12 protein-coding genes and 1 pseudogene are annotated in these 11,473 nt (G+C 60.5%); 7 read left to right on the top strand and 6 right to left on the bottom strand.

Going from position 1 to position 11,473, the window contains the following annotated elements:
• Nucleotides 1-74 precede the first annotated feature (74 nt).
• Nucleotides 75-857 (bottom strand): MFS transporter, encoded by a 783-nt coding sequence (locus tag C0V75_RS22310; RefSeq protein ID WP_101923180.1) that lies wholly within the window; start codon nucleotides 855-857, stop codon nucleotides 75-77.
• Nucleotides 858-931: 74 nt separating this feature from the next.
• On the opposite strand from C0V75_RS22310, the gene C0V75_RS22305 reads away from it, so the two are divergent.
• The 3 genes from C0V75_RS22305 to C0V75_RS22295 all read left to right on the top strand — a co-directional run bounded on the left by C0V75_RS22305 (nucleotide 932) and on the right by C0V75_RS22295 (nucleotide 3,686).
• Nucleotides 932-1,840, top strand: a complete 909-nt coding sequence (locus C0V75_RS22305; RefSeq protein WP_158241932.1) for a LysR family transcriptional regulator — start codon at nucleotides 932-934, stop codon at nucleotides 1,838-1,840.
• 10 nt (nucleotides 1,841-1,850) lie between these two features.
• On the top strand, nucleotides 1,851-2,210 hold the full coding sequence (locus tag C0V75_RS22300) for a hypothetical protein (protein ID WP_101923178.1): 360 nt from the start codon (nucleotides 1,851-1,853) through the stop codon (nucleotides 2,208-2,210).
• 105 nt (nucleotides 2,211-2,315) lie between these two features.
• Entirely contained in the window at nucleotides 2,316-3,686 is a 1,371-nt protein-coding gene (locus C0V75_RS22295; RefSeq protein WP_101923177.1) for a PLP-dependent aminotransferase family protein, read from the top strand.
• Nucleotides 3,687-3,700: 14 nt separating this feature from the next.
• Here the strand turns inward: C0V75_RS22295 and C0V75_RS22290 are convergent, their stop codons facing one another.
• The 3 genes from C0V75_RS22290 to C0V75_RS22280 form a co-directional block, all read right to left on the bottom strand.
• The gene (locus tag C0V75_RS22290; protein ID WP_101923176.1) at nucleotides 3,701-4,375 is read right to left on the bottom strand and encodes a B3/4 domain-containing protein; all 675 of its coding nucleotides are present in this window, start codon (nucleotides 4,373-4,375) and stop codon (nucleotides 3,701-3,703) included.
• Nucleotides 4,372-4,977 (bottom strand): DMT family transporter, encoded by a 606-nt coding sequence (locus C0V75_RS22285; protein ID WP_101923175.1) that lies wholly within the window; start codon nucleotides 4,975-4,977, stop codon nucleotides 4,372-4,374. The genes C0V75_RS22290 and C0V75_RS22285 overlap by 4 nt, the downstream gene beginning before the upstream one ends.
• Before the next feature lie 267 nt (nucleotides 4,978-5,244).
• Entirely contained in the window at nucleotides 5,245-5,697 is a 453-nt protein-coding gene (locus tag C0V75_RS22280) for a DUF2267 domain-containing protein (RefSeq protein ID WP_254216583.1), read from the bottom strand.
• Between the two features lie 101 nt (nucleotides 5,698-5,798).
• Here C0V75_RS22280 and C0V75_RS24260 point away from each other — a divergent pair, with 101 nt between their 5' ends.
• Together C0V75_RS24260 and C0V75_RS24255 are read left to right on the top strand one after the other, a co-directional pair.
• Nucleotides 5,799-6,266 (top strand): DDE-type integrase/transposase/recombinase, encoded by a 468-nt coding sequence (locus tag C0V75_RS24260; RefSeq protein WP_143710504.1) that lies wholly within the window; start codon nucleotides 5,799-5,801, stop codon nucleotides 6,264-6,266.
• A gap of 6 nt (nucleotides 6,267-6,272) precedes the next feature.
• A complete protein-coding gene (locus C0V75_RS24255) occupies nucleotides 6,273-6,584 on the top strand; it encodes a transposase (protein WP_371410720.1) in 312 nt (103 codons plus the stop codon).
• Here the strand turns inward: C0V75_RS24255 and C0V75_RS22265 are convergent.
• A protein-coding gene (locus C0V75_RS22265; RefSeq protein ID WP_101923172.1) for an IS3 family transposase occupies nucleotides 6,556-7,781 on the bottom strand; the annotation gives its coding sequence in 2 pieces (ribosomal slippage) (nucleotides 6,556-7,439 and nucleotides 7,439-7,781; 1,227 coding nt in all). The genes C0V75_RS24255 and C0V75_RS22265 overlap by 29 nt on opposite strands.
• 327 nt (nucleotides 7,782-8,108) lie before the next feature.
• Entirely contained in the window at nucleotides 8,109-8,747 is a 639-nt protein-coding gene (locus C0V75_RS24250; protein ID WP_101923171.1) for a LysE family translocator, read from the bottom strand.
• A 769-nt stretch (nucleotides 8,748-9,516) separates the two neighbouring features.
• Here C0V75_RS24250 and C0V75_RS24245 point away from each other — a divergent pair.
• Nucleotides 9,517-10,392, top strand: a complete 876-nt coding sequence (locus tag C0V75_RS24245; protein ID WP_101923169.1) for a LysR substrate-binding domain-containing protein — start codon at nucleotides 9,517-9,519, stop codon at nucleotides 10,390-10,392.
• A gap of 659 nt (nucleotides 10,393-11,051) precedes the next feature.
• A pseudogene (locus tag C0V75_RS22240) lies at nucleotides 11,052-11,336 on the top strand (DDE-type integrase/transposase/recombinase); the annotation flags it as partial.
• Nucleotides 11,337-11,473: the final 137 nt, after the last annotated feature.

Raw genomic sequence — 11,473 nt, 5'->3', positions numbered from 1 at the left:
AAACCGTGCATTGACCCAAGCATGACACAAAATCCATAATCAAAGGTGGGTCACTTCTCGATGGAAAACCCGGGTCAGCTCTCAGTGGAAATCAACAGCACCACTGCAAAACCTACGAGTCCATTAATCAAGATCACAGTTTGGGCCCAGCTGTCCGAACCGCCCGCATCCGCAATGAGAATGGGCAAGGCGGAGAACAGCTGAGCGAAGAGGGTCCAGAACGGAATGAGTGACATGGCGAAGAGCACATATGGCCGATCGAATGTGAAGACTGATCCCCGTGTGAGCTGATGGGTCCGAGGTGTGAGGTGTGGGCGTTGCATGCATGCCCACACGGTCACACCTGCAGTGGCGGCGGCGGCGATATGGAAACTCGTGGAGGTCGACAAGCCTGCAAGGAGCGCTAGTCCGGGGCCTATCACACATCCGAGGTTCAGGGCCTGCACGTGCCGGAGCAGAAGTCTATCCCGCTTGTCCGTATCGGCGGTGCCTAGCGCGCCATAGACTGCGGGTTCATGGAGGGCGACGCCAACGCCAAGCAAGAGAGCCACTAGGTAAGCTTTACTAGTGCTATCGACAAAGGGAACGACGGCCAAGCCGGTCGCGCGAAGCGCAAGACCGACCCGTATTGCACCCCATGCACCTACACGGTCGGCAAGCGGGCCGGTTACCAAGGGCCCGATCCGTGCAATCGCGAGGAACAATCCAAGCGCGAGTCCAGCGACGCTCGGCCCAACGGCAGGGATGGCCGCGAGATGCAGTGCCAAGACCGGAAGCGCGAGAAAATGTGCGGCATTCATTGCGGCCTGGCTCAAGACCAGCCCGTCGAGAGACGCATGAGCGAAAGTGTCTTTCATTGTGACCTCCGCGCTTGACGTAGCAGGTTCCTCGTGCATCCTGAATGGATACAAGATCAGGTAGGTGTGCACCTATGGGATACATTGAGACGTCGGCTTCCATTCGGAACATCCTTCGGTCCGACACGATGCGTGTAATTGTTGCGCTAGCCGAATTGAATTCGGTACGTGCTGCCGCGGAGGCGCTTGCGCTGAGCCCGTCCGCCGTCAGCAAGCAGTTGCGCCGGCTAGAGGATCAGGTGGGGCGGCCCCTTTTCCTGCGGTCGCGTCAGGGTGTGGTGCCGACAGCAGAGGGCGCAGAACTCGCGCAGGTCGGTCGACGCTTTCTCGCGCTCGTCGACGAGGTCGGGAAAAAGTTCGACCGAGAGATGGTCAGCGGGCATGTGCGGCTGGGGATTACGGAGGATATCGGCCTCACGCGCGTGCCGGACGTTCTCCGCCAATGCGCTGCGCGGTTTCCCGGCATCGAGGTGGAACTGACCGTTGCCTATTCCTCGGAGTTGCTGGCCGCCCTCGAAGCGCAGAAGCTCGACCTCGCGCTTCTCGCCGATGGCGGACCGCGCCTGCCAGACACGGCCTTGCGACTGCACCCGGAACCGATGGTCTGGGTCGGCCGAAGCGATGGCAGCCCTCCCCCGCGTCCGCTTCCCTTGGCTGTCTCGTCGGAAGGCTGCCAATGGCGCGCCAAGGCAATTCGAGCCCTCGAGGCCGCGGGCATTCCGTACAAGATCGTCTGCACCAGCCCATCTACGGCGGGCCAGTTGGCGGCCGCACGCATCGGACTTGGCGTATCTCCGCTGCCCCGTTCCGTTGTCTCGGGGCAAGACGGGATCGCCATTATTCGGGACGGTTTGCCAGCGCTCACTGATGTAACGCTTGGTCTCGTCTTGGGTGCCCGAGCAGGCAAGGCGATCCGAACGCTCAGCGACGCTCTCGTCACCGCCTACGGTGCGCCAGATCGCCTGCAACTTGGTACGTCGTGAGGCATCAGAAATGGATCAGATGCTTGACCAAGTCTTCGCCGTTTTGTCCGCGATCCGCTATGTGGCAGTGTTGCGGGACGGAGCATTGACGACCCGCCAACGGCCTGATGTCGAAGGCGCCTCCGCCTCCGAGAGCGATCGTTACGAGGAGCTTTTGGTCAATCCCACCCTTCTCAAGCTCGCCACGCAGCGCGGCGAGATCGATTGCGGAGGGTTGTCGCACATCGTGGTTGGATACGGGAACTTCCAGCAACTCGTTCTTCCGATCGCAGGCGGCCATGTTTCTGTCTGTTTCGAACTTGGGCACGACCCGCAGATATATGTGAACCGCATAGCTCAACTGGTGAAGCGATCAGCTCCGCCCCCTTAATGACTGCAGCATATCTGGCATCCCAGCACGACCGACCTACGGCAGATTTTTCTTGATTGAGCGGACGCAACCCTTCATGTGTAACGCGACACTTTTGGAGACGCCATGCGCCGCAGGTCGAATTGGCTACCAAGCATACCGGATGGGCCAGGCCGGCTGCACGAGCGGCTGACCGAAAGTATCGCCACCGCGATTGTGACCGGCGAACTCGCCGCGGGGACGCCCTTGCCCGCGCACAGAACTCTTGCTGGTGAACTTGACGTCAGCGTGGGCACGGTCACGCGCGCCTATGATCTGCTGCAGCGGCGTGGCCTTGCGCGATCGGAACGCGGACGTGGAATGTTCGTGGCAAACACCGCGCCGACCCGCACGGCGCGCATCGACCTGAGCGTGAACCTTCCGCCCTCGATCCTCACGACGACCATGCTGTCGAACCTCATGTCACGCGTCGCAGGGGCCGTGGAAGCCGACCAGTTCAACAGCTATGCCCCCCCGGCAGGTCGCCCCGAGCACCGGGCCATGTTGGCGCGAGCCATCTCGGAGGGGCGTGATTTCGCCGTGGATCCGGCCAACCTCATCATCACCAACGGCGCCCAACACGGTATCTTCATCGCCCTGGCAACACTTCCAAAGGGGCCTTTGGCGATCGAGGAACTGAGCTATCCCGGTGCGCTTCGCGCCGCGCGAACGATGGGCCGCACACTCGTCCCGGTCGAGATGGACGACGAGGGCGTAACACCCGAGGCGCTGCGCCGTGCACTGTCGCAAAGCCCCGCGCCGCGTGCTCTTTATGTCATGCCGTCGCTACAAAACCCCACCGGTGCCACCATGAGCGCCGCGCGGCGGGAGGAGATCGTCGCAATCGCGCGCGAGCACGACATTGTCCTGATCGAGGACGATGTCTATTCCGTGTTCACCCCGCCGGACTTGCCTACGCTGGTCCAACTCGCGCCCGAACGCGTCCTGCACATCGGCAGCCTGTCCAAGTCCCTCGCCCCCGGCCTCCGGGTCGGCTACCTTGTGGCGCCGGTTGACCGCGTCGAGGCCTGCATGGCCTGGATGCAGGCGACACAAAGCATGGCTAATCCGGTGTCTGCGCTGCTGATGGCGCAGGCGCTTGCAGAGGGTCTGACGAAATCCGTCGCGCAATCCGTACGGGTCGAAGCGAAGCGCCGGACCGAGATCGCACGCAGCCTGCTCGGTCGCCACATGGCCCCGCAAGATCATGCCGGACTGCATGTCTGGCTGCCGATGCCGACCGCAAAGGCGCGCGACGTTGTCCTGGCTGCTGCCCGGCTCAACATCACGCTTGCGCCGCCCGAGGCCTTCATGGCCGATCTGGACTCCCTGATGGCGGGCCTACGGCTCTGCCTTGGGACGTTGCCCGAGCGTGATCTACGCCAGGCCCTGGAGATCATCGCCAACCTCCTCGCGGCCGAGGCCGACATCGCGCTGGCACTTCAACCCGTCGCCTAAAGCGGCCTTCGATCTCAGTCTACGGTCGCTATGCGGTCAACCTGGGCACCGGCGGCCCGAAGAGCCTCGGTCAGTGTCACCGCGACCTTCTCCACATCCAGCGCAGCGTTGTCGTGCAGGGCCTCGGTCACCATCAAGGCGCGCCTTGTCCAAGAACGCACGGCGGATCGGCCGCTCTGACGGTGTGTCCAGCGCCGGGCATGGGCCCAACCTTCGGCGTCGCGGAAAATGATCTCGCCCGGTTCGGGGTGTTCCTCTTCTCCGGCGAAGGTGACGTAGCGTTCGTCGCCGGCGGCGCGCGTGACGATCAACGGAAGGGCGACGCGATCAAGGTCGAAAATGGCGAGCGGGAGGGCGAACGCAGCTGAGACCGCATTGCCGAAATCGACCAGGGGGTGCAGCGCAGGCATGTCGCCCTGCGTCCGCAACCGACGGAGGAGCGACTCCGACGCGCAGCGATACTGAGTGGGCTTCAGACCCGTTGCCGTGAAAGCCGCGCGCCACGCACGGATCTCTGGCAAGGCGCCCTCTGTCGTATCTACGAGCCTTGCGCGCGCCACGTCGAGATGGGGGACGCCATCAAGGTCTGGGGCCGTAAGACGGTCCACCCCCTCCACCACCAGTGCAGCGGTCGCGAGGGTGGGAAAATTGGCGTACAGGGCGGGATCGTGGCGGATGATCGAGGTCATGGAGAAACCGGGCTTTTGCGATGGGGAAGGGACAGGAGCGCGATTGCAACGATCACAGCCAGCATCCCGGCGATTTGGGCGGGGCCGACCGGCTCGCCCAGCAAAAGCGCCGCGCCTGTCACCGCTGTCAGCGGCGCGACAGCTGTGAAGGTGGCTGCCTCTGCGCCGCTCACACGGGCCGCGCCCGCATACCAAAGCAGGAAACCCCCGACTGTCGGAACGAGAGCATACCATGTGACCGCCGCAAGCGCCGGAAAAGTCCAGTCCGCGCTCCCAACGTCAAGCAGCGCGAAAGGCGCCGAAATGACGAGGCCAAGGCCCGTCATTGCCGTGGTTTGCAAGAGCGGCGCAAGCGGCACCGCCATGCGTTTGTTGAGCAGGATGAAGGCGCTTTCGCAAAGGACGGCCCCCAGGACGAGAACTACCCCAAGCCAGGATCGCTCGCCAGCACCAGACCAAGCGACCGCCAACACACCGGCGGTCGCGAGTACGACGGAAAGCAGCAGGCGCGGATGAGGCCGTTCACCCAGTATCGCCACAGCAAAGAGCGCCGATACAGCTGGCAGCGTGCCAATCACAACGCCCGCGTCGGCCGCCGGCATATGCGCCAGACCCGCGATCAGGAGCGTCGTGTAACCACGAGGACGACCGCGCGCCGCCAGACGTTCTGCGCGTCATTGACCGCATTGCCGCCATGCTCGGCAAGTCGGCGTTCGAGGTCACACAGCATAAAGCCGACAAAGCCCTCGGGCGGTGTTCAAGCTGAGGGTATCCCATCTCTCGGGCCATTCCTTGAGGCCGGCTCGGACGGGCGTGCTGTCGATGTGGTGCCGACGACCCACTACCGTGTCTCAATGCTTCCCACAGTATCACACGATCCTTTGGGCCAGCTCATCAGGGTTAGTGACCTCCACATGCCAGAAGCTCTGCGCATCAGGGCCTATGCGTTCGAGGACCCGATCGAGATCGCGTTGATCAAGGCTTCTACGGAGCGCCCACGCAGTGGCTTCGATCGCGTTGTCGGGCGTAAGGTTGTGGTGGACCCTGACCTTCTTGGCCTCCGCTGTCATCGTCGTGCGGTCCGTGAATGGCGTTGGAGGATTCTCGACAATCCAGTCCTTTACGAAGATCGCGCGCGGGATGCTTGGCAATACACTCGCAAAATCCAGACCCTGCTGGGCCGTAAGGCGACGTCTGAACACCTGAAACACCGCATCTACGGCAGTATAAGCCATGTTGTCGGATTCTAGGGACATGAGCTCTTTTACATCGTCGAGGAAAGCCCGGAATTCGCGGCTGGCGTGGCGATAGGTCCAAGGCATTGGCATGCTTCTGTTGCTCCTCGTCGTTGTCGGCGCCTTCCGTTGTCGGACCGGACCGAACTGGCATCCGGTATCGCAGGTGCCGACCAAACGATATCCATTTGCGCGGGCGCCTGTGGACGCTGGCAGGCGAACGGCGCCTCTTCGGCTATCGGCGGCCGCATGTCTTGCTGCGGCGAGAAGGCCATTCGGTGAACCACAAGAAGACGCAACGGATCTACCTTGAGGAAGGCCTGTTCATGCGAAAGTGGAAGGGCCGCAAGAAGGCCGGTGGCGCACGCGAACCCGCTCTGAGCGTGGTCATGCTAAATGCAGGCTGGTCGGTCGATTTCATCCATGACCAGTTCGCGTATGGTCAACGCTTCTGCATCTTCAACTTCATCGACGATGTAACGAAGGAGTGCCTGGCTGCGGTGGTAGATACCGCCATCTCAGGCTGCCACGTTGCAAGGGAACTCAAAACGTTGATTGAGCGGCACGGCAAGCCTGGACTCATCGTCAGCTACCACGGCACGGAGTTCACTTCCAATGCGATGCTGGCCTGGAGCGAGGAAGCATGGGTGCCTTGACACTTCATCGCGCCGGGAAAGCCAATGCAGAACGGAAACTGCGAAGCCTTCAATTCCAAGATGCGGGATGAACACTTGAATGAGACGCTGTTTTTTGGCCTCGACCACGCCCGATCTGCCACCCCGCGCTGGGTCGCTGATTACAACGCAACCAGGCCGCACTCCGCGCTCGGCTACCTAATACCCGCAGCCTATACTGTCGAGCTCACCACAATGGGCGACTGGCTTCTCGAAACGGAAATGCTCCGCCGCTCGCCCATTGTGGTCTTGCCCCCATTTTACCGGACACTCAGGCGGTTGCTGTTTGAGCTGCGATGAACTCGCGTGGCGAGCGCATTTTCAGCCCTGAGTGTGGGTGGTTTTTGTTGTAGTCCTCGATCCAGCCTCCGATCAATCCGAGAACGGTTTTGGCATCCGGCAGCGGCGTGATCTGGACGTAGTCGCGCTTCAGCGTCTTCACGAAGGCCTCCGAGATGCCGTTGCTCTGTGGGCTCTGCACCGGCGTGAAGCAGGGCTTCAGGCCGAGCTGGCGGGCGAAGAACTGGGTGTCCTTCGCGATGTTGGGCGGGCCGTTGTCGGACAGCATCTCGATGACCGAGGGCGCACGGTATGCGCCGAAGCGGCGTTCCACCGCCTCGAGCATGATGTCGCGGATGTCGGAGCCACTGATCCCGGCGTTGACCACCGCCCGCCAGGCGATGATCTCGCGGTCATGGGCGTCGATGATGAAGGCGCCGCGGGCGATGTCTCCGTTCCAGCAGGTGAACTCGAACCCATCGCTGCACCAGCGCAGGTTAGAGCGCATGACGATCACCTTGCCGTCGTGAACATGCTCGGGGCGCTCCGTGTACCGGCGCGCCAGCAGCAGGTTGTGGGCCTGCATGATCCGGTAGACCCGCTTATGGTTGACCGGTGCCATGCCCTGCGCGCGCAGCTGGCGGTTCAGGATCGCCGTGATCCGCCGGTAGCCATAGGTCGCGCGCGCCGACACGAGCGCCGTGATCAACGGCACCACCGCCGCGTCTTGCGCTTTGTGGTAGCGCCGACGCGGCTTCGTCCTGCCCTTCAGCCGGTCGATCAGGTTCGAGCGGGCCACGCCCAGGGTTTCGGCCACGACCTTCACCGGAAATCGTTCTTCAGCGGCGACCGCGCGAGCAAGGTCGGTTTTTTTGACCGTGACTTGTCCAGCGCCTCCCGCAGGATCTCGGCTTCCAGCGTCTTGCGCCCAAGCTGGCGTTCAAGCTCGCGGATGCGGTCCTCCATCTGGCGGACAACCTTGTTGCTGGTGACGTCATCGTCTTCGGACACCGCGACACTTCCCCCTTCGAGCATGAGCCGGCGCCAACGATACAACAGGTTCGGCGCCACACCATTGCGGCGCGCAACGATCGAGATGCTGGCACGCTCGTCCAGCGTCTCCTCCACGATCCGCAGCTTCTCAGCGGCGGTCCAGCGGCGCCGACGGCCGCCATCGGTGATGATCTCGATCTCAGACATAAGCACGTGCTCAGGCATATGCCTAAGCCTACATGGTTATGCCCAAGTGTCCGGTCGAAACGGGGGCCAGTTCACATTGCTTTCAGCGCGCAACCGCGCCGGTTTGAACCATCGGCTCTGGTTTCAGGTGGATGAGTAGAGGGGGGAAGAGAACATCGCCAATGCCACCGGCAGAGTCAGATCGCTCATCTGCTGCCGTGGAATACCGCCGTCACGGTGTGATCGGGATACCGCTTACACAATGTCGTGGTTTTGCCCTATGTTTAAGTGTGAGCTCAAGGCTGGTGACCTTCAGACTATTGCAGGGTCTTCTTGTGTATCAATGGGGCCGCTTCTACGCGGCTGTCAATTTCGGAACAAAACGGTTTCCGAAACGAGCCGAGCGCCAAGCGCACCCATAACCACTCCGGCAGCGCGGTCAAACCATCTCTTCGCTCGAAGATAGGCCGAGCGCGGACCTTGGGCCGAAAACGCCAAGGCAACAACTGCATACCATGAAGTTTCGAGAAAAAAGACTAGAGGCGGGAGCGTCAAGTACAGCCAAGCGGGTGCTGAGGCTGGTAAGAACGCAGCGAAGATACTTGCGTACACGATGGCGGTCTTGGGATTACTGACCTGCGTCACAAAACCAAGTGCCAATGACCGAAAAGCTGAACTCGGCCGAGCTCGATGATTATCGGCGCATGCTAGAGGTTCCGAAGCGCCGCGCCAGATACCTATGCCAAGATAAACTAGATAGACGCCGCCTAAGATACGTAGTGCCATGTATAACCACTCGACCTGAAGCAATAGAGTGACGAGGCCTAGAAGTGCGAGCGTCGAGAACAACGCACCTCCAATCCCCATACCAACCGCGGCCGCCATGCCGTCGAGCCTTGAGGACTTTGCAGCGACTCTCGACACTAAGACAAAGCTCGGACCCGGGCTAACGGCGCCTACCAGCAGTGCCCCGAGAATACCGGCTAGAGCTATTGTTTCTGACATTAAGATCTCCCTTGTTTTCCCAGCGGACACCTGTTGTTTGCGGAATGAAAAAAACACATGCCTCAGAAAACCGCGTAGTCACTATCGTCTGCTCGACGGCAAAAAAACCGAGTTAGTAGTAGGTACGGTCGAAAGCCTGCTCTTTAAACAGACCCGAGGTCAGCCTTACTTCGCGTTCCGCGCGTGTCCCAACTCAAAACCCCGCTCTCCTGTCTCGTTCAATACTGCGACCCGGTGTGCCTTCACAGTGCAGAGGATTGCCGGCGACCTGCCTGCCAAAGGTGACGGCCTTTGTGGCGAAGTTCAACCCCGACCCTCTAAGCCTGACCATCCCTGATCGGAAGTGGCCGATGATCGGATCGCCGCTGACTATGCGGAGTGGACAGTAGCATTGAATAAAAGGGTCTTGATGTCGTTCCTGTACTCGATCAACGCGTGAGAGTTGGCGGATCAAAGGGTAGATCCGCTCGTTCGCGCTCCGTCATTCGAAAGATGTCCGGATGGCTCAAGGGATCGTCTGCCCAGTCCGGTCCGGGAAAATCATGCCCAGACCCTTTAGGCATCCTACTAAACGTGCGTGGGTGGAGGAGTGGCAATAGCGCTCGGCCTCTACTCCTGCCCCATGATAGGAGGCTCCTTGTTTGGATCATATTCATGCGGATATTCCTAAGTTTACGCCACATTCTTGCAAATCACACTAGCACTTTGGAGGCGCTTGGGGTATCGCTCATGCCTAACGGACTGTTTAGTAAAACTGAGCTATCAAGTGATGTTGGAACACCTCTCCGCACTTCAAGTTGCAGAAGCGGTCGCTCGGTTAGGCAGCATGCGGGCTGCGGCGGATGAACTGAACGTGACTCCGGGCGCAATCAGTCAGCAGATCAACAAGCTGGAAGCGCGTCTGGGACGAAAGCTTTTTGAGAGGCGGTCTCGCGGCATCGTTCCTACCGAGTTGGGCGAGCGAATAGCTGTACACCTTTCGCTTGGTTTCCAAGAGATCCGGCGTGGCCTCGCCTTGATCCACGAGCGCGACGATAACGTGATTTCGATCTCTGTCGCGCCAGTCTTTGCAGGTCGCTGGTTGGTGTGGCGGCTGCATCGCTTCTCTGAGGCTTTCCCCGGAGCCCGGGTTCAGGTCGAAGCGACGGTAGAGATCGTAGATCCAGCCATGGCAGGTATCGATGCGTGTATTCGGGTAGGACGTGGAGAGTGGCCGGGCGTGCGTGCTACGCAGCTTATCGAACATCGCGTCTTTCCTGTTTGTGCCCCTGAACTCGCAAGGTGCATTAGGCAGCCAGCGGACCTCGCTCACGTCCCTATCATCCGTGACACGCGTTCAATGTTCGATTGGGACACTTGGCTTCGTCCCAACAATATGTCGAAGAACGTGCTCGGGGACGGCCCGTTGTTTTCGGATTCCTCCATCGGGCTTGACGCGGCTATTGCGGGGCAGGGCGTACTTCTAGCATGGGAGACGCTCGCGACAGACGCTATTTCTTCCGGGCGTCTTGTCGCGCCTTTGCCGGGAAGGTTCAAATCAGGGCTGTCCTATTGGTTCGTGGAGCCGGAAGGCACTCGGCGTCGGGCCGTTGTTGCGGCGTTTCGCAAGTGGCTAGTAACAGAGCTCAGTGCCTTTTCGACATGAAAGATGATGCTTTTCTGCCCATGACAATTGGTCTGAAGGGTGAGTTACTCTCTAACTGTTGGACAGTTTCTGATGTGATTTAAGCAGTAAGCGGTGTTCTGACCCCACAGGGCGTCAGTTTTTTTGCGGAATGGGATGACGTTATCGCCTCGCATGAATGCGACTGGATTTGTCCGGAAAAGTGGAGAGCACCAACAGAGGAACCAGGAGATGTTCTATAGGAGCCGGGAACAGCCCGACGCTGGAATTATGGCGTGAAGCTGTGCGGCTGGCACTGACCAGCGTCCGGACGCGACGGAAGATCGCGGAGGATCTGAGCATTGGACTGTCGACGCCGACGCTGTGGCTGAGAGATGAGCGTGATGTCTGCGAGCGGAGTGAGGTACCCGTCGATGTCCATATCGAGTTGAGGTGGCTACGGCGGGAGAATGCGGTTCTGAAACTAGGTAAGGCATGGTGCGCCACTGGTTCAAGCACTATGGCGAACGCCTTATTCGCGAAAGAGGGATGAACCGCACCGGGTTTGCCGGAGACTCCAACTCCTGAGTAGGATGGAGCATCATGAGCAAGACGACGAACAAGTTTTCCCCCGAAGTGCGTGAACGCGCGGTGCGGCTGGTCTTCGATAACGAGGGTCAGCATGGGTCGCGCTGGCATGCAAGGTGAACCGCCAGTTCCGTGTGCCTGCACCGAACATGCTATGGGTCAGCGATTTTACCTATGTCGCCACCTGGAGAGGTTTCGTCTATGTCGCCTTCGTCATCGACGCCTATGCCCGCCGCATCGTGGGCTGGCGCGTCAGCAATTCGGCCCTTGCGGGGTTCGTTCTCGATGCTCTCGAGCAGGCAGTGCATGAACGCCGTCCCTGAAAGGGCATGGGACTGGTCCACCACAACGACAGGGGCAGCCAGTATCTGTCTATCAAATACACCGAGCGACTGGCCTAAGCAGGTATCGAGCCTTCAGTCGGCAGCGTCGGCGACAGCTACGACTGTGAGTATGGTATCGCAGCCTGATGGCCTGACCCATGCTACGATTGACTCCGTGTCATTGTGTTGACGTGTCGACCATCAGGTTGCCC

The organism is Tabrizicola sp. TH137 (assembly GCF_002855575.1).
GTDB lineage: Bacteria > Pseudomonadota > Alphaproteobacteria > Rhodobacterales > Rhodobacteraceae > Paragemmobacter.
The sequence above is the reverse complement of the archived record's forward strand: the minus strand, read 5'-3'. Positions and strand labels throughout refer to the sequence as shown.

Bases quoted from the DNA above. Each gene is read 5' to 3' on its own strand.
- C0V75_RS22310 (WP_101923180.1), bottom strand. From the start codon at position 857: ATGAAAGACACTTTCGCTCATGCGTCTCTCGACGGGCTGGTCTTGAGC.
- C0V75_RS22305 (WP_158241932.1), top strand. From the start codon at position 932: ATGGGATACATTGAGACGTCGGCTTCCATTCGGAACATCCTTCGGTCC.
- C0V75_RS22300 (WP_101923178.1), top strand. From the start codon at position 1,851: ATGGATCAGATGCTTGACCAAGTCTTCGCCGTTTTGTCCGCGATCCGC.
- C0V75_RS22295 (WP_101923177.1), top strand. From the start codon at position 2,316: ATGCGCCGCAGGTCGAATTGGCTACCAAGCATACCGGATGGGCCAGGC.
- C0V75_RS22290 (WP_101923176.1), bottom strand. From the start codon at position 4,375: ATGACCTCGATCATCCGCCACGATCCCGCCCTGTACGCCAATTTTCCC.
- C0V75_RS22285 (WP_101923175.1), bottom strand. From the start codon at position 4,977: ATGCCGGCGGCCGACGCGGGCGTTGTGATTGGCACGCTGCCAGCTGTA.
- C0V75_RS22280 (WP_254216583.1), bottom strand. From the start codon at position 5,697: ATGCCTTGGACCTATCGCCACGCCAGCCGCGAATTCCGGGCTTTCCTC.
- C0V75_RS24250 (WP_101923171.1), bottom strand. From the start codon at position 8,747: ATGTCAGAAACAATAGCTCTAGCCGGTATTCTCGGGGCACTGCTGGTA.
- C0V75_RS24245 (WP_101923169.1), top strand. From the start codon at position 9,517: ATGTTGGAACACCTCTCCGCACTTCAAGTTGCAGAAGCGGTCGCTCGG.